Below are 18,016 nucleotides of genomic sequence, written 5' to 3'. Positions count from 1 at the left end.
CTCCCAAGCTTGCTAATTTCTACCAAACTAAGCAAAAGGCATTCCCAAATATAGCCTATATGCACAATACCCATAAAATCCCACCGCCAAACTAAGCAGCGCATAATACCCATAGCGCGTGATCATCGCCAAAGCACTTACCCCCACATACAAGCCCAAAAACCACAGCGGTGTATAAACCTCTATATACGGGATCTGCCACGCAAGCACAACATCTAAAATCCTATCAAACACCCCGCCCAAGCCCACACTATGCAAGCTCACCACAAGCGGGAAAATCACCACAAAAGCAATGCTTATGGGGATTGAGACACATTGATAGAGCGAAAAATATGGGAAAAAGTAATGCACAATAGGCATAATACTCAAAAACACCGCACAATTAAGCCCTAGAATCTGCACACCTAGCCTAAGCCACGAGCCAGAAATATGGACATAGCGCACAAACAAAAAGATATAAAACACCCCAGCCATTGATAAGATAAACCCACGATTAAACGCCACGCTAGGAAATAGCACCACACACGCCACGCCCACAAATGCCAACATAGCAAAGCTTACAATCTGTAAGCCTGAAATATACAGCACATAGCCCATACACGCCATAACAAACGCCCGCAAAAACGAAGGTGTAAAATCTAGCACAAACAAATATCCAAAAAGTGCTAGCAACACAAGCAAGCCTAGGTCATAGATCTCATTACGATAGCTACAATACCGCCTTTGCACCGCGCGATATAGCGGTGCTAGCAAGGCAAAAAGCACAAAGGAAATGATCCCCAAGTGGAATCCACTAATAGCAAAAATATGCGCTAGCCCTAGCTTATTGCTCACTTCACGCCACGATTTATCTAGCGGCGTGGCAAAAAACAGCGTGCTAAATAAGCTTGCGTGCATAGGATTTGTATGCTGCGTATAAATCGCATCGACTAAAGGCTGCGTATTGTGCCTATTGGGCAGAGTCGCTAGAGAAAAGTTTAAGAAAAAGCAGCTTTGTAAATACTGCACAAAGCTACAATCCCTCCCCATTTTGCCATAGATCCGCACGCTGCGCCCTTGCAGGGGCTTTAGATCTTCTTTAGAAGTGGTGTAGAGTGTATGGGCGTTATATCTAAGCTTTAGCACAAAATATGTCGCGTTGTTTTTGGTCTTTGTATATTGGGCTTGCACGATGGCTTCTAGCTCTTTGGGCGCGGCAAAGGGTAGCTGCAAGTATTGATAATACTCAAGCCCCACACGCCCTAGCAGCAGCACAAACAACACAAGATATGCTACCACCCACTGCCTAGGCGAAAAAAGCGCGATGACATAAGGTGAGCCTTTGGTCTTTTGCGCCATTTGGTTGGACTATGCTCAAATCGGCACAACTTGCACAGGAGCTACATCTGGAGACACATCGATTTTGGCTTGCGTAGCCTCATAGGGAAGCTCACGCACCCCACTTGCCACATCTTCAAAGCGGATAAAGGGCTTATTAAATTGGATTCTAATGGTTTTTGTCTCGCCATTGCGGTTTTTAGCGATGATGATTTCTGCTGGCTCGATACTCTTTGTGCGCAGCTCTTCAAGCTTTACTTGGAGCTTTTTTAGACTCTCTCTGTCTTTTTGCTCATCTTTTGGGTTGTTTTGGATTTTTTCTATATTGTTGCGCAGCGTGCTAATGGCATACACATCTTCTCTGTATAAAAACAGCACCACATCGGCATCTTGCTCGATTGATCCTGACTCTCTTAGATCAGAGAGCTGCGGGCGTTTATCCTCCCTAGAATCCACCGCCCTACTCACTTGGGATAGCGCGATGATGGGGATTTCTAAATCCCTTGCAAGCGTCTTTAGCCCGCGCGAGATTTCACTCACCTCCTCGTGTCTTGCACTATCGCTTCTGCCCCCACCACCTCGCATAAGCTGGAGATAATCCACCACCGCTACTTGTAGGCTTGGGACTTGGGATTTAAGCTTGCGCAGCTTGGAGCGTAGCTGGGCTATGGTAAGCGAGCTGCCATCATCGATATAGAGCGATTTTGTAAGGAGCATTTGGGTCGTTTCTGTAAGCTTGCTTAAGCCTATGTCATCGATTTTGCCTTGCCGCAAATCTTGCAAGGGGATAGAAGTGAGAGAAGAGAGCATACGAAACATCAGCTGCGTAGCGGGCATCTCTAGGCTAAAGATTGCTACTGCACCGCCGCGATTAAGTGTATGCTGGATCATATTTAAAAATAGCGTTGTTTTCCCCATAGCAGGGCGTGCGGCGATGATGATAAGCTCGCCTGCGCGAAAGCCTGTGGTATAGTCATTAAGCTTAGAAAAGCCCGTATCCACGCCCACAAGCCCATTAGAATCGCGCCTTTTCATCTCCTCTATTTCTTGGAGTGTGCTATCAATCACATTGCGCACGCTTTGGAACTCTGTGTGCGCACTCTTTGAAGAGATCGCATACATCTCGCGCTCAATCTCATCAAGCAGCACATCACTCTCAATACTCACATCACTTGTGCGTGCGGCGATCTTGCTCGCAAGAGAGGCAAGCTGGCGTTTGATAGAAGCGGTTTTGATCTCTTTGATATAGGCAGAGACATTGGCGATAGGGCTTGTGGCGATGATATGGGCGAAGTCTTCTTCACTGATTTTGCTAGCTTTGATCCTAGAGGCGACAAACTCGGCATTTATGGGGAGATTTTGGAGCTTCAGCTCTAGGGCTATTTCGATGATCTTTTGATGCTGGGCAAACAAAAAGTCCCCCACCACAAGGCTATCTTGCACTTGTGTAAAAATCTCTTCATCAAACAAAAATGCCGCGATAAGCCCTCGCTCGACATTGAGTAGATACACACTTGTATCATCGTGCTTCATACTTGTCCTTAAGAGTCTAATAAAGAGCAGATTGTAACAAAAGCTTTCCTAGCTTTTTCTTTAAAACCGCGCCAAAAATCGCACCGCGCTTTGCTACAATATCGCCTAATACTTGCCTTGTTTATAAGGAGAATTATGGAGCAAGCTGTCTGTAAAAATAAGGATTCTAGGGGGGATTGGGCTTTGCTTGGGAGGGATTGGGCTTTACTAAAGAAACATCGGCTAACGCCGAGCGCGTTGCTTGTTTTGGGTAGGCATTCCGCAGATTTTGGGGATTTGGAGGCAGCCGCAGACTCTTGCTCTGCCCCCAAAACAAGCAAAGCGGTGCAAGGCGGGGGCACGCAAGCAGGTTTCTTTAGTAAATCCCTAAAAAACTCCAAAAGCCCCACCGCAAAGCGAAGCTTCTTTAGAAAACAAGCGACAGCGGTGCAAGGCGAAGCCGCAGCAGGTTTTTTTAGAACTCCTAGAATCCTTGAGAAAGATAATCGTGCCTCGTGTAAAAAATCCACCGAAAATCAAAAGCAGCCACAAAGTAAAAAAGTGGATTCTAGTAAGCAAACCTTTTTTTTGTCATTGCGAGAAAATCCGCAAGGATTTTCGTGGCAATCCACAAAAACAAAGACACAAAACCTAGAATCCACTTTTTTAAACAATGCCGAAAAATCGCAACGCGCAGTTTCTTTAGAAAACAAGGGATACCGCTTAGGCTGTGCCGATGCTTCTTTAGAAAAAGTGGATTCTAGCTTAAACGCGCAAAATCTACACAAGCAAGCCGACTCCACCTTTTTGTCATCGCGAGACTTCCGCAAGGAAGTCGTGGCGATCCATAAATTCGCGAAAGCGGATTCTAGTAATGATTATTCTGCTAACGCAGAATTTATGGATTGCCACGCGGATTTTCAATCCGCTCGCAATGACAGCAAAAACGCCAAAAATGTAAAAACATCGCAAAAAGTGGATTCTAGTAAGCAAACCTTTTTTTTGTCATTGCGAGCCTTGCGACAGCAAGGCGTGGCAATCCATACAAACAACACACAAAAAACGCACAACCTAGAATCCACTTTTTTAAACAATGCCGAAGAATCGCAAAGCGTAGCTTTTTTAGAAAACAAGCGAAGCGCAGTTTCTTTAGAAAACAAGCAACGCGCAGTTTCTTTAGAAAACCAAGCCAAGCACACTGCTCAAAAAAAGTTCAAACTACGACTTAAAGCAGAGTGGGAGCAGCAATCTGCCATCTTACTTGCATTTCCACATACTAGGAGCGATTGGGCAAGCAAGATAGACCAAGCTAGGCAGTGCTTTTTACACATCATAGAATCCATTATCGCCTTTGAGCGCGTGCTTGTGTGCATAGATACGCACGATACGCAAGGGCTAGCGGTGCTATGCCAGCACTTTGGCGCAGATATACCCCCACTCACGCCCTACACCACGCACGCCCTTAGTGCTACAATCACGCTAGCCTTTGTGCCGACAAACGATACTTGGGCGAGAGATTTTGGGGTAATCACCTGTGAAGTAATGGACTCTAAGCAAAATCTCTTGCTAGATTTTCACTTCAACGGCTGGGGGCTAAAATACCCCAGCAATTTTGACAACCAAATCACCAAATCCCTACATCATCTCGGTGCGCTAGGGTCATCTCCGCTAGAGTCGATCCCCTTTATCTTAGAGGGCGGGAGCATTGATACTGATGGCTTAGGCACGATCCTGACTACCACCACCTGCCTGCTAGAGCCAAACCGCAACCCCACCTACACCAAAGCAGAGATACAATCCACCCTCTGCCACACCTTAGGGGCGACGCGCGTGCTATGGCTAGAAAATGGCTTTTTACAAGGCGATGATACTGATAGCCATATCGATATGCTAGCACGCTTCATAGCCCCAGATACGATCGCCTACATTAGCTGCGATGATGAGAGTGACCCTCACTACCACGCCCTGCAAGCAATGGAGCAAGAGATCCTAGCCTTTAGGCAAGCTGATGGTAGCCCTTATACACTCTGCCGCCTGCCTTTTGTGAGCGCGATTTATGATGAGAGTGGCGAGCGGCTGCCTGCTAGCTATGCGAATTTTCTCTTTGTCAATGGTGCGTTGCTTGTGCCACTCTATAATGACCCAAACGACACGCAAGCCTTGCAGCTGCTCCAAGCAGCCTTGCCTGATAGAGCAGTGCTAGGGGTCAATGCTCGCACGCTCATTGAGTGGCACGGCAGCTTGCATTGCGTGAGTATGCAGCTTTACTGATGTAGCTGTGGTGGTTTGCTATGGTAGTTTTGCGATTTTGCGGAGTGGTGCAGGGCGTGGGATTCCGCCCGCTTGTGTATCGCACTGCCACAGAGCTTGGGCTGTGTGGAGGGGTGTATAACGACCATAGCAATGCCATTGTCCTTATAAGCCCAAAAAAACACCTAAAGCTAAGAGCCATTAAGCCTATGCGCCTTGTCCGCTTCTATCCGTGTGCGACTGCCTTGCTAGATCCTAGCGCGCTAGAATCTAGTATGCGCTTGCTTGATAGCTTGCTCCCTAAACTCCCTGCGCTTGCTTCCATTAGCCATATTGCTATCTATCCTTTATATAAGGCTTTTTCAATAATCCCAAGCCTAGCTGCTATTGATCTCTCCGCCTTGCAAGCGCAATTTCACATTTTGCCCTCATATCTATCTACACATCTATCCCCTTGCTCGCCTAATCATTTGCCTAATCACTCGCCCAATTCGCCTAGCATTAGCCCCACACTCCCCACTATCCCCACTGATAGCGCGACTTGCAATGACTGCTTGCAAGAGATTTTCTCCCCCACCTCACGCTTCTACCACTACCACCTCTGCGCTTGCACCAACTGCGGCGCGAGATATAGCATTATCGACTCCCTGCCCTATGACAGAGCGCGCACGAGTATGCGCGGCTTCCCCTTGTGTGCTGCTTGCAAGCAGGACTTCCGCACGCCAAGCAGCCGCTTCTACCACGCCCAGCCCATTTCGTGCAATGCTTGTAGTATCGAGCTTAGGCTGGTGGATTCTAGGACAAATAGCGTGCTTGCTAGGAATTATGCGGGCATTGAGCTATGTGCTAGGCTTTTGGCTCAAGGGGAGATCGTGTGTATCAAGGGGCTTGGGGGGTTTGCGCTTATTTGCGATAGTGCAAATGAGCAAGCCATAGCGCGCCTAAGAGAGCGCAAAAATCGACCACACAAGCCCTTTGCGATAATGTGTAAAAACTTAGCGCAAGCGCGAGAGCTAGCGGACTTGTGCAAGGAGGAAGAAGATGCGCTTACTTCGCTTGCTGCGCCGATTGTGCTAGCACGCATAAAATCCAAAGCAAAGCCAACGCCAAAACCCCAAAAGCCCGAACTAAACACTATCGGTATTGTGCTTGCCAACACCCCCTTACACCACCTCTTGCTCGATATTTTCCCCAATCCCATCATCTACACAAGTGCCAATCTAGAAAGCCAGCCTATCATCACCACCGCCCAAGAAGCCGCAAGCCTAGCGCATATCACGCCTTATGTGCTAGATATTGATAGAGAGATTTTGCACGGCATTGATGATTCTATCGTGCGTTACATCGACTCGCAAATCCGCCCTATCCGCCTAGCAAGAGGGCAGACCCCACATATCACGCCCCTGCCCTGCACAAACACTGCCCCCCTAGATTCTAGAAGTATCATCGCCCTAGGTGCAGGAGAGAAGATCACCCCCACTCTAGCCACTGCCACACACGCTATCCTAACGCCCTATCTGGGCAGCTTGCAAAGCCCTAAATCTCTAGCGCGTTTAGAAGATAATCTCTCTGTCTTCTTGCCCCATATCCCAGCCCCCACGCTTATCATAAGCGATACACACCCCCGCTTTGAGACAACCACCCTAGCCCACAATCTCGCCAAAGAGCATAGTGCCACACATCTTAGTCTCTATCACCACCACGCCCATCACTGCGCGATCTGGGGCGAAATGGCACGCGATGAAACAGAGCGGATTTTGAGCATTGTATGGGACGGGAGCGGGCTTGGGGCAGATGGGAGTATCTGGGGGGGAGAGTTTTTGCTTGGGGATTGTAAGGAGATTGCGCGAGTGGGGCATTTTATGCCCTTTGCTCTGCTTGGCGGAGAGAGAGCTATCACAGAGCCTAAAAGGATCGCCTATATCCTAGCAAAGTGCGCAGGGCATAGCGCGATGATAGCACGCTATGAGCAGATCTTAGAGCCACCGCTCATCGCCCTAGCGGAGCTAAAGCCACCTGTGGGGCATACGACAAGCTCGGTGGGCAGGCTCATCGATGGCGTGGCGCATTTGCTAGGGCTGGTGGATTCTATCACCTATCAAGGGCAAGCAGGCGCACTGCTAGAATCCATAGCGCAAGAAGCACCTACCAAAGACCCCTATCCCTATACAATCACACATTCTGGCATTATCCAATGGCAGGAGATGATCGCTGCAATTTGTGATGATGTCCTTGCCCTAGAATCTAGCTTTGCCACCCAAGAATCTACCCTAGAATCCACTTTTGCCACAAAGGCACATATCGCCTATAAATTTCTCTACACTCTAGCCCATATAGCCAAATCCTTTGCCCTAAGGATCATAGCAGATGGCATACGCGTGGGGCTAAGTGGGGGTGTGTTTCAAAACAAGCTTTTATGCGAGATTTTAGGATCAATGCTAAAAGAAAGCGGCATTACATACAGCTACCACACGCTTGTGCCTTGCAATGATGGGGGCATAGCCTTTGGGCAAGCAATCTTTGCTAGCAGAGTTATGCTACAATATCCCAACCCACGATAAAAAGGCACACCCAATGGCAAAATCAGCAAAACCACAACCCCCACGCAAGATACAAGAAACCCAGCATAATTGGGACTTAAACGCGCTTTTTGCTAGCACCAAGCAAGCACACGATTATCTCGCTGCGACACATAAGCAAGCCAAAGCGTTCCAAAAGCGCTATCAAAACACCCTTGCCACCCTTAGTGCTAAGGATTTTTATAGCGCATTGCTTGCTTATGAGGAGCTTATCGAGCGCATTAGCAAGGTGATGACCTATGCGTTTTTGGTCTTTGCAGAGGATACAAAAAAGGGCGATATTTACGCCCAATACGAGCTTAAAAGCAATGAAGCCCATAGCTTACTTGTGTTTTTCGAGCTAGAGTTTTGCGAGCTAGAATCCACAATCCAGCAGGACTTCATCAAGCAGGCAAAAAGCCATAGCTTCTATCTACAAAGCCTTTTACAGCATAAGCCCTACCAGCTCTCCTTAAGTGCCGAGCAAGCATTGATCGCTACTTCAAGTGTGGGCGTGAGTGCCTTTAGCAGGCTCTTTGATGAGCATTTAAGCGCGCTAAAAATCGGCAAGCACAAGCAAAGCGAAGAAGAAGTGCTAGCAGAGCTGCATAATCCCAAACGCACCAAGCGCAAGAGTGCGCAAAAAGCCTTTACTAAAAGTCTCAAAGACTCTAGCCACCTGCTAGGCTATATCTTAAATATGGTGCGCAAAGATGTAGCCATTACCACAAAATTACGCAACTATCCTAGCAAAGAAGCCCCACGCCACCTAAGCAACCACATCAGCCAAAAGAGCGTGGATTCTATGATTGAGACCACAAATAGCAACTTTGCTATCGTGCAAAATTACTACCGCATAAAAGCCGATCTTATGGGGGTAAAGCTTAAAGACTATGACCGATACGCGCCGCTTTTTTCTCGTGCTACAAGTATGGGCTATAATGAAGCTTTAAGGCTTGTTACACAAACTTACAAAGAGTTTTCTAAAGAATTTGGCGCGATCATTGAAAAAGCCTTAGCTGAAGGCTGGGTAAGCTCCCACCCTATGCCAAACAAACGCGGCGGAGCTTTTAGCCACGGCAGCGTGCCTAGCGCACACCCCTATGTGCTGCTAAATTGGACAGGCAATCGCCGCGATGCTTTCACCATAGCCCACGAATTTGGGCATATGATCCACCAAGAGCTAAGCAAAAAAGTCGGCACACTAAGCCATGATACTCCTCTTACCACCGCAGAGACCGCTTCAGTCTTTGGCGAGATGCTGCTCTTTGACCACCTAAAATCCACTTTAAGCAAAAAGGAGCTTTTAGGGATTTATGCCGGTAAGCTAGAAGATATTTTCTCAACACTCTTTCGCCAAGTGGTGATGACAAATTTCGAGCGAGCGATCCACAATGAAGAGGGCGAGCTGCAAGTAGCAGACTTTGATAGAATCTGGCAGGAAGAAAATGCCAAAATGTTTGGCAAAAGTGTCGAGCTTACCAAAAACTATGCGCGGTGGTGGAGCTATATCCCCCACTTTATCCACTCGCCCTTTTACTGCTATGCTTATAGCTATGGGCAGCTGCTTGTGCTAGCTCTCTTTGGGCTGTATAAAAGTGGGCAATGCCCTGATTTTGTAGAGAGATACACGGCATTTCTTGGTGCTGGGGGGAGCAAGTCTCCAAGTGCGCTTATCAAAAGCTTTGGCTTTGATATACAGAGCGAGACATTTTGGGAGATCGGTATGCAAGAAGTGCGATCTATGCTAGAAGAATTTCACGCGCTTTTATGCTCAAGTGGCTACAAAGTGCGCAAGCTAAAATATAAAGGCTAACTATGCAATACACACCCGCGCAAGCATTTGAAATACTCTATGATCACTACTGCGCACAAATGCTGACATTTTTGCAGCAAAGCGGCAGGCAATTTGGGCTTTTGTGCGATGCAAGCAAAGTGCGATTTGACCCACCGCTCCCTAAAAGCCAAGCAACAAAGCTTGGCAAGAGCTTAGAGTTTCTCATCTCTGGCAGCACCTTTGACTCCTTAGAAATCCGTCAAGATTCCCTAGGGCAAGTCTCGGTGCATTTTGTCGTGGGGCTAGCTCCTAGGGGTGAAGGCGAGCTTGTAAGCGTGCGTGTGCGAGGGATCCGCCAGATATTTATCAAAGATACTGCGCACGATGATTGCGCGCTTTTTACAAGGGTGGATTCTAGGCTTATCTTCCCTACTGATACTCCAAACCACGATGAGCAAGAGTCTTTTGCAGAAGAGTCTTTCAGCAAAGAAGAGCAGCAATCCCTACAAATAATCTTGCAAAACACCCATAATGCCAAAGTGCTAGCCCAGCTCCAAGGCAATAATCACAACAAATGATCCCAAAAGCCACACAAAGCTATAAAAGGATTGCTATAATACCAACTTCATAGGAGTCAATATGCAGACATTAGAATTATCCATCTTCCGCTTTTGTGCGACAAGTAGCTATGAATACTACTTCCAAAAATACCCCTTACTCTATGACAGCAATCTCACGCTATTTAGCGCACTTGCAAGCATAGATGGCTTGGGCTTTGACCCATCAATGGGGCTTAGGGTGCAGGGGCTTTGTGTCTTTGATGATGTGCCACTCTATGAGCTCGTGCGCAGATTTGGCAAAGATTTATGCCTTGAGCCATTAAGCCAGAGATATGTGAGCAAGGATCTAGCCCTTGATAAAGAAGCGATGTTTGCACGCTATGGGTGGTTTTTTGACAAGCATAGCTTCATCACTCCAAGCGATCGCTATGAGCTATATCAATACCTTTGGGCAAACACCATTTCCCTGCAAAGCGATGAATCCTACTTAGGCGATGGATTTTTCCTCTATGTAGATTGGCTGCTTACGCGCTATCCCAAGCACTTTGATACACTTATCCATACTCTAGCCAATGCCCAAAGCGGCGTGATGAGCTACGCACCCGTAGAAGCCCTTATCTATACAAAAAAGCCAAATGCCCCCCATATCACACGCACGATCCACTCTCTTATCAGCAAGGTCGCACGCTTTGGGCAGTGCCCCGGCTGCGGGCGAGCGTGGATCAATGAGCTAGAATCTATGCGCATACCACCTATCCCAGATTCTGCTATCACAGCCCTAAAAGCCCTAGACCAGCAAGATCACAAAGCTTTCATTGTCTTTGACGCTTATGCAAATTATGAAGCAAAATCCCTTGTCTCTAGCACAAAATCCTTGCTACAAGCACTAGGCTATAAAGTCATTACCCCTAGAGGCAAGCTTCTCCCACTTGGCGGGTATTTTGGGCGTATTCTTGAGCCAAAAGACTTAATCAAGCACATAGCCTACAATCTCGCCCTTGCCGATAAAGAAAGGGCGGTTTTGGTCTTTGGCGATTGCGGGAGCTACTATGCCGCGCTTTTTGCACAAGATGCGTTGCTAAGAGATCAAGCCCTGCTTGATGAAGTGTGTGCATTATATGGCAAGATAGATTATGATATAAGCCCGGTGCGACATATAAAAGACATCATCTCAAGCGATCAAAGCGAGCTTTGGGGGAGAGATTCTCTCCTAGAGTCTCTTAAGCTTGCAGCCTACCCTAGCACGCTTGCCTTTGATCGTATCGATAATCAGCAGGCGGTGTATGGGTTTGACCCAAGTATTATGGCACTGCCTAAGAGCGTGTTTAAGCATTTATCAGGACCGAACTTCACGCAAGAAGAGATTATGAACGCAGCCAAAGACCTGCACACACGCTATGTGCCTATCGCAAGCAAACTTGGGGGCAAGTGGCTAGATATTATAGAGAGCAGGCAGGATTTCTCACATTTACAAACTTACAATTATGAGGGGTATTTGAGAGAGTCCGCTAGAATGCGCTTTGCCGGCATTGATGCAGGGGCAGATGTGCTTGTAGTCTCTAGTCTTGGACTCTTTAGGGCATTTAGCACCCTAGCAAAAACAAGTGCCAAAAGCATAGGGCGAGACCCGAGCGAGACACCTACACTTTTGCTTCCGCAAGCAGCCTTGCTAGCACTAGGTGTCCGCGATGGCTTGGGGCTTTCAGGTGCGACTATGCGCGCACTTGATCTAGCACTTGCATAGGGGACTTTGTGAAAATCTTTCTAAAGATCTTGATCGCCTCTCTTATCGCTGGCACTTGGCACCAGATTGATAACGAATCAGCCGGTGTAGCGATCGTGCTATTTCTCTTTGTCCTAGCGGTGCTTTTGATGAATCCTGTCAAATTCCAATCCCCAGAAAAGCGCGAAGAATACATCGAGAAAATCCGCAAGCAAAAGGAGCAAAAGCTCGCCATAATCCAAAAGCAAAAAGAAGAACGCGCACGACTAAAAAAAGAAAAGCAAGACCGAGAAGCCCAAGAGCAAAAAGAATTTCACGCGCGAATGAAAAACCGATCCTAAACCACACCACAAAGGACTATTATGAGTATTTTACTATTGATTCTTGCCGGCGTTGTAGTGTATTATCTATACATTACCCTACAAGATTATCTCAAAAATCCACTACAATCCCCCACCCAAGAGCCAAAGCCCTCTTCCCCCTATCCACTAGAATCCACCCCCTACACCGCCCAAGACCCAGCCCAAAAGCTGCAAGACTCCTATGAGGGTGCTAGCATAACCCTGCTAGCCTACATCTTGCAAGCAGGAGTGCGCAAGCAAGCAAAGCCCACAAGCAAGCAAGACTCTAGCCCACTAGAATCCACTTTTACGCCTTTGCAAATAGGACTTGTAGAAGAGTTTATCCGCTCTTTGTCTCTCCACGCCACGAAGCCAGAATACGAGCAAAATCTACGCGATTTACTCACCCACTATGCCCCTGCCTACCTATCCCACACCCCACCGCTAAGCACCCCAAAGACGCGATCTAGCCTAGATTTTAGCACCCTAGAGCAGCCTAGTATCGCTCATCTTGCCGAAATCTTTTTAGACCATACTTATGGCGAGTATAAGAAGCGGCTGCAGTTTGTGGGATTTATCTTAATGCTTGCGTGGAGTGATAAGGACTTAAACCACGATGAGCAGGACATTATCCTAGATATAGCGGCGTTTTTGGAGATTGATAATACTGATTTTAATGCCCTGTATGAAAGCTTTGAGACCCTAGAATCTAGCAGCGATGAAGCACTAAAGGCTGCAAAAACCCTAGAGCAAGTATTGAGCGAGCAAAAGGAGCAAGATCAAGCAAGCTTGCAGCAAGTCTTCTTCACGCATATCCAAAAGCTCTGTGCCAATGCACGCAAAAAGGACAAGCCTCAAGCCGAGCTGCTGCCGACACTTTGGGCGTGCGAGCAAGCCTATACAGACATATTACAGCAGCTAGAATCTGGCTCAAAATCCCGCACACCCAAAGTCTCCAAACCACCTAAAAGCGGTGATAAAGTGGATTCTAGCCTAGAATCCACATTTGCCCCCAAATCTAGCTCCCAACATTCCGTGGATTCTACGGACTCTGCGGACTCCACACCCCAAAACACCAAAAAGCGCGATAGCAGCTGGGATAACATCTAGCCTAAAGGATCAGTATGGCACATAGTTTTTCTACGATTATTTTGCGTTTGCAGGAGTTCTGGGCGAAGCAGGGCTGCGTGATCGTCCAGCCCTATGATATTCCTGCAGGCGCGGGGACATTCCACCCTGCCACCTTGCTGCGCTCGCTCGATTCTAGTCCGTGGAGTGTGGCGTATGTCGCGCCATCTCGCCGCCCAAGCGATGGACGCTATGGCGAGAATCCAAACCGCCTAGGCAGCTACTATCAATTCCAAGTGCTTATCAAGCCTAGCCCTAGCAATATCCAACGCCTCTACCTTTCTTCACTAGAGCTGCTAGGCATTGATAGTCAAATCCACGATATTCGCTTTGTAGAGGATAATTGGGAGTCGCCGACCCTTGGGGCGTGGGGGCTTGGCTGGGAGGTATGGCTTGATGGTATGGAAGTAACGCAATTTACCTATTTCCAGCAAGTGGGAGGGATTGTGTGCGATCCTGTGGCAGTGGAGATCACCTATGGGCTAGAGCGGCTTGCTATGTATATCCAAGGGGTAGAATCCATTTTTGACATCGCGTGGAATGACAATGGCGTGCGCTATAAAGATGTGCATTTGCAAAGCGAGTATGAATTCTCACGCTATCATTTTGAGATCGCTAGCGTGCCGATGCTTTTTGATCTCTTTGCCAAAGCCCAAGATGAAGCCAGAGTCTGCCTAGAAGCCAAGCTTCCACTGCCTGCCTATGACTGCGTGATGCTCTCCTCACATTATTTTAATATCCTTTTAGCGCGCAAGGCGATTTCTGTAACAGAGCGGCAAAGCTATGTGCTAAAAATCCGCGAGCTTGCTAAAGAATGCGCCCTACTCTACAAAGAGCAAGAAAGCGAGCGTATAGAGAGGCTAGCCAAGTCATAACCCCCTGTCCCAAAGGATTCTAATGCCAAGCCACAATCAAAGCCAAAACCTTAGCGAAGCCGACACCAGAAAGCAGCTTATAGACCCTGCTTTAGAAAAGGCGGGGTGGGATTTTAGGCAGATTAGATTAGAGTATGGGATTGAAGCTAGAGACTATGAATTTAGCGATGGAGAAATGACAAAAAGTGGCATAAGAAAAGCAAAAAAGAAAGCTGACTACGCGCTTTTTTACAACAGCACTTGCCTAGCAGTCATAGAGGCAAAGGCTTATAATTATAACGATAGTGAGGGCTTAGAGCAGGCAAAAGACTATGCCAAAGCTTTGCAAGTGCCTTTTGCCTTTGCTAGTAGCGGCAAGGGCTTTGTGAAATTTAGCTGGAACAAAGATTTTATAGGCTCAAGCGGCACAGAGCCTCTTCCTATAAACGCCTTTCCAAGCCCACAAGAACTCTACCAAGCGTATAAAAAATGGGAGAGTTTAGAGAGTGATTATCTTCTTACTACCAAGTTTGACAATAGCGACATCAAGCACCCCTTACGCTACTATCAAAGAATAGCCGTTACCAAAACTCTAATCGCCGCACAAAAAGGACAGATGAGAATCCTACTCGTCCTTGCCACAGGCACAGGTAAAACCCTAATCGCCTATCAAATCGCCCACCGCCTCTTTAACCAAACCCTGCCAAATGGCAAAAAGATACAAAAGATTCTCTACCTAGCCGATAGAAATGAGCTTATCAATGCCGATACACAAGGCAAATTTAAAAGCTTTCGCAACGATATGTATAAAATAAGAAATCATAATTTTTCACAAGAACACTACAAACTTTACTTTGGAATCTACCAGCAATTTATCAGCGGTAGTGAGAAAAATAAAGATAAAGTAGAGCATTATAAAAATTTAAAACCGGACTTTTTTGACCTTATTTTTATCGATGAGTGCCATAGGGGCAGTGCTAGGGCGGATTCTACTTGGCGGGAGATTTTGGAGTATTTTAGCCCTGCGCTGCAAATTGGTATGACCGCTACGCCCAAATTTCATAAAGAGCAAAGAAAAAGCCAAGAAGCAGGCGAGCTAGAAGCAAGAATCAAAGATAATATAGATTATTTCGGTGAGCCTGTGTATCAATACTCCTTAAAGCAAGGCATAGAAGATGGCTATCTCGCTCCCTTTTCTGTGATAGAAATGCTATCAAACTACGCCAAAGATGGCTATGAGCCACAAGATGGCGAAAAAGACCTAGAAGGCAAGGAAATCAAAACCCCAGAGAGAAAAACAGAAGAAGCGAAGCGTTTTGAAGGCAAAATCGCCCCTTATGAGATGAACCGCTATTGCGGCGATACGACTTATTACATTAAAAGGCAGATTCACTATGTCGCCGAGCAAACTAGCTTTTTTCTAAACGACACGCTTAAAAACCCCTATGCAAAAACCATCATATTTTGCAACGACCAAACCCACGCTGATTTTATGAAGCTAGCCCTTATAGACTGCAACCCAGAGCCGATAAATCGCAATGCCAACTATATAGCGCGCATCACAAGCAACGATGAAGTAGGGAAGCGTTTGCTAGATAGCTTTAAAAGTGTCGAGAATGTCTGCCCCATTATCGTTACGACCTCTGATCTTTTAAGCACAGGCGTAGATACGCAAATGGTGCAAGTCATAGCTATTGATAAAATTGTCAGTAGCAAAAGTTTATTTAAGCAAATGATAGGGCGAGGCACAAGGCTTAATAAAGCCCTAGAAGCAAGGGGCAAAACGCAGTTTTATATCCCTGACTTTAATGGCACGGCAAGGAAGTTTCTAACCGACCCAGACTTTGATGGCGCGATAGAATTTATCGGCAAAGATGAGATAAAGCCCCCCAAACCAAGAGAGAAAAAACCTCCAAAGAGCCGCACTATCATCAAGCATACCCTAGAGGGCGAAGCAGAGATACACACCCATACGCACACCGTAAGCTTGTGGCGTGAAGTTGATGGCAAGATGACCTTAATCACTGATAAAATTGAGGTTTTTTGCGGCACAAGACTAAAGGATAAAAATAAGCTTAATGACTATCTTTTAGCCTTGCGCGATACAGAGGATTTAGGAGAAAACAAAGCAAGGACAGAGTTTTTAAACCAGCTTGAAGAAAATGGTATTTTTATCCACGAGCTAAAAGCCTTAGAGCAGTTTCAAAACTGCGATGAATTTGACATTTTACTCTCCCTTGCTAAAGGCGGTCCCGCCCTAAGCCGCACACAAAGAGCCAAAAAGGCAAACCGCTTTCTAGCAGAGCTTGAGCCAAAGGCTAGAGAGCTTATGGAATTTCTACTTCAGCAATATGAAAAAAACGGCTTTAACGAGCTAAAATTTAGCAATTTTACAAACGAGCCTATCGCTACAAAATACACCCGCGCTAAAGTCAAAAGCATTTTGGATTCTAGTGGGGGCTTTAAGACTCTTTTAGCAGCACTGAAAAACGAGCTTTATGAGGAGGTAGGCTAATGCTAAATATCAATGCAGTAAGAAACATTATGCGTCAAGACGCAGGGGTTAATGGCGATGCCCAAAGGATAGAGCAAATCGCGTGGATTTTATTCCTAAAGCTCTATGATCATTATGAAAATGAGTGGGAAGTAGAAGCCTTAGAAACCGGGCAAGATTACAGCTCCATTATCCCAGAAAATTTACGCTGGAAAACTTGGGCATTAGACAAAGAGAAAGGCGGACAAGAATTTATAGATTTTATCAATAATAAGCTTTTCCCCACGCTAAAAAATCTCAATGTCAATCAATACACCACCTTAAATAAAATCATAGTGCCTAAAGTGTTTAGAGATTTAAATAACTATATGAAAGATGGGAATTTGCTAAGGCTAGTTATCAACGAGATAGAAGAAAGCCTTGTCATAGATGGCTCAAAGGACCTCCAAGAGCTAAGTAGAATCTATGAAACCTTTATCGGTCAATTGCAAAACGAAAAATCCGCCGGGGAGTTCTACACACCACGCGCGATAACAAAATTTGTCGTAGAGTTTTTACGCCCTAAAGCAGGGGAGAGCATAGCGGATTTAGCTTGTGGCACAGGAGGCTTCATCGCCGCAGCAGCAGAATTTTTACTAGATAATCGCTTAACCAACGAAGAAAGAGAGAAAATCCAAAATTCCTTTTATGGTTGTGAGAAAAAGTCCTTGCCCTACCTACTTTGTGCGACAAATTTTTTCATCAAATGCTTGGAGAATCCAAACTTACAGCACGAAAGTGCCTTTGACTTTGAGGGAGGGAGCTGGGAGGATTTAAGCGATGCTAAAAAGTTTGACTTTATCCTGATGAATCCCCCTTATGGTGGCAAGGAGAAAAAAGAAGTTTTTGAGAAATTCCCAGCCCAATACAAAAGCAGTGAAACGGCAGATTTATTTATGGCTCTCATTTTGCACCGACTTTCATACAAAGGCAGAGCCGCAGTCGTGCTACCTGATGGCTTTTTATTTGGTGCTGATAATGCAAAAGTCAATCTCAAAAGAAAGCTTTTAAGTGATTTTAATCTCTATCTTATCTTGCGTTTGCCTAAAAGCGTTTTCGCCCCTTACACTTCTATCCCCACAAATTTACTTTTTTTCAACGCCGACCCACAAGGCACACAGCACACCCACTTTTACCGCCTTGATATGCCAGAGGGTATAAAATCCTTTGGCAAAACAAAGCAAATGAGCCTAGAGCATTTCGCGCCCTTTTTGCAGTGGTGGGAAAGTGATAGACAAAGCTTACAAGATGAAAGTGGGAATTTCAAGGCTAAGTCCTACACCAAAGAGGAGCTAGAAGCTAGAAATTATAATTTTGATCTTTGTGGCTATGTGAGCGAAGAAGAAGAGATTCTAGACCCCCTAGAGCTTATGGAGCAGATCAAAGCCGAGCGAGATAAGCTAAACGCCACGCTAGATTCCATAATGAAGCAAATTTCTACTATAATTAAAGAAAACGAGTAA

The 18,016-nt window shown here is 46.2% G+C and carries 11 protein-coding genes and 1 pseudogene; 10 read left to right on the top strand and 2 right to left on the bottom strand.

Going from position 1 to position 18,016, the window contains the following annotated elements; genetic code table 11:
• Positions 1-27: 27 nt before the first annotated feature.
• A complete protein-coding gene (locus DX060_RS04835) occupies positions 28-1,338 on the bottom strand; it encodes a ComEC/Rec2 family competence protein (protein WP_115011405.1) in 1,311 nt (436 codons plus the stop codon).
• A 15-nt stretch (positions 1,339-1,353) separates the two neighbouring features.
• Complete coding sequence (gene dnaB, locus DX060_RS04830; protein ID WP_115011404.1) at positions 1,354-2,850, bottom strand: replicative DNA helicase; 1,497 nt, start codon at positions 2,848-2,850, stop codon at positions 1,354-1,356.
• Between the two features lie 1,200 nt (positions 2,851-4,050).
• On the opposite strand from dnaB, the pseudogene DX060_RS04825 reads away from it, so the two are divergent.
• The 10 genes and pseudogenes from DX060_RS04825 to DX060_RS04780 form a co-directional block, all read left to right on the top strand.
• Positions 4,051-5,100, top strand: a pseudogene (locus tag DX060_RS04825) (agmatine deiminase family protein); the annotation flags it as partial.
• Between the two features lie 20 nt (positions 5,101-5,120).
• The gene (gene hypF, locus DX060_RS04820; RefSeq protein ID WP_115011403.1) at positions 5,121-7,640 is read left to right on the top strand and encodes a carbamoyltransferase HypF; all 2,520 of its coding nucleotides are present in this window, start codon (positions 5,121-5,123) and stop codon (positions 7,638-7,640) included.
• Between the two features lie 13 nt (positions 7,641-7,653).
• Positions 7,654-9,453 (top strand): M3 family oligoendopeptidase, encoded by a 1,800-nt coding sequence (locus tag DX060_RS04815; protein WP_115011402.1) that lies wholly within the window; start codon positions 7,654-7,656, stop codon positions 9,451-9,453.
• Between the two features lie 2 nt (positions 9,454-9,455).
• Positions 9,456-9,992, top strand: coding sequence for a hypothetical protein (locus DX060_RS04810; RefSeq protein WP_115011401.1), 537 nt, complete (start codon positions 9,456-9,458; stop codon positions 9,990-9,992).
• Between the two features lie 61 nt (positions 9,993-10,053).
• The gene (locus DX060_RS04805) at positions 10,054-11,718 is read left to right on the top strand and encodes a DUF5644 domain-containing protein (RefSeq protein ID WP_115011400.1); all 1,665 of its coding nucleotides are present in this window, start codon (positions 10,054-10,056) and stop codon (positions 11,716-11,718) included.
• Positions 11,719-11,726: 8 nt separating this feature from the next.
• Positions 11,727-12,038, top strand: a complete 312-nt coding sequence (locus DX060_RS04800) for a hypothetical protein (RefSeq protein ID WP_115011399.1) — start codon at positions 11,727-11,729, stop codon at positions 12,036-12,038.
• Positions 12,039-12,059: 21 nt separating this feature from the next.
• Positions 12,060-13,148 (top strand): tellurite resistance TerB family protein, encoded by a 1,089-nt coding sequence (locus tag DX060_RS04795; protein ID WP_115011398.1) that lies wholly within the window; start codon positions 12,060-12,062, stop codon positions 13,146-13,148.
• Between the two features lie 14 nt (positions 13,149-13,162).
• A complete protein-coding gene (gene glyQ, locus DX060_RS04790) occupies positions 13,163-14,041 on the top strand; it encodes a glycine--tRNA ligase subunit alpha (protein WP_115011397.1) in 879 nt (292 codons plus the stop codon).
• Positions 14,042-14,063: 22 nt separating this feature from the next.
• Positions 14,064-16,535 (top strand): EcoAI/FtnUII family type I restriction enzme subunit R, encoded by a 2,472-nt coding sequence (gene hsdR / locus DX060_RS04785; RefSeq protein WP_115011396.1) that lies wholly within the window; start codon positions 14,064-14,066, stop codon positions 16,533-16,535.
• Entirely contained in the window at positions 16,535-18,016 is a 1,482-nt protein-coding gene (locus DX060_RS04780) for a class I SAM-dependent DNA methyltransferase (RefSeq protein ID WP_115011395.1), read from the top strand. The genes hsdR and DX060_RS04780 overlap by 1 nt, the downstream gene beginning before the upstream one ends.

Origin of the sequence: Helicobacter canis, assembly GCF_900451095.1 — a bacterium.
GTDB classification, from domain to species: Bacteria; Campylobacterota; Campylobacteria; order Campylobacterales; family Helicobacteraceae; genus Helicobacter_B; species Helicobacter_B zhangjianzhongii.
Note: the sequence above shows the minus strand (reverse complement) of the source record. Positions and strands in the feature narration are given on the sequence as shown.

What these genes read in the sequence shown, in the direction of transcription:
- DX060_RS04805 (WP_115011400.1), top strand. Translation starts at nt 10,054, where the DNA reads ATGCAGACATTAGAATTATCCATCTTCCGCTTTTGTGCGACAAGTAGC.
- DX060_RS04810 (WP_115011401.1), top strand. Translation starts at nt 9,456, where the DNA reads ATGCAATACACACCCGCGCAAGCATTTGAAATACTCTATGATCACTAC.
- hypF (WP_115011403.1), top strand. Translation starts at nt 5,121, where the DNA reads ATGGTAGTTTTGCGATTTTGCGGAGTGGTGCAGGGCGTGGGATTCCGC.
- glyQ (WP_115011397.1), top strand. Translation starts at nt 13,163, where the DNA reads ATGGCACATAGTTTTTCTACGATTATTTTGCGTTTGCAGGAGTTCTGG.
- DX060_RS04815 (WP_115011402.1), top strand. Translation starts at nt 7,654, where the DNA reads ATGGCAAAATCAGCAAAACCACAACCCCCACGCAAGATACAAGAAACC.
- DX060_RS04795 (WP_115011398.1), top strand. Translation starts at nt 12,060, where the DNA reads ATGAGTATTTTACTATTGATTCTTGCCGGCGTTGTAGTGTATTATCTA.
- dnaB (WP_115011404.1), bottom strand. Translation starts at nt 2,850, where the DNA reads ATGAAGCACGATGATACAAGTGTGTATCTACTCAATGTCGAGCGAGGG.
- DX060_RS04780 (WP_115011395.1), top strand. Translation starts at nt 16,535, where the DNA reads ATGCTAAATATCAATGCAGTAAGAAACATTATGCGTCAAGACGCAGGG.
- hsdR (WP_115011396.1), top strand. Translation starts at nt 14,064, where the DNA reads ATGCCAAGCCACAATCAAAGCCAAAACCTTAGCGAAGCCGACACCAGA.
- DX060_RS04835 (WP_115011405.1), bottom strand. Translation starts at nt 1,338, where the DNA reads ATGGCGCAAAAGACCAAAGGCTCACCTTATGTCATCGCGCTTTTTTCG.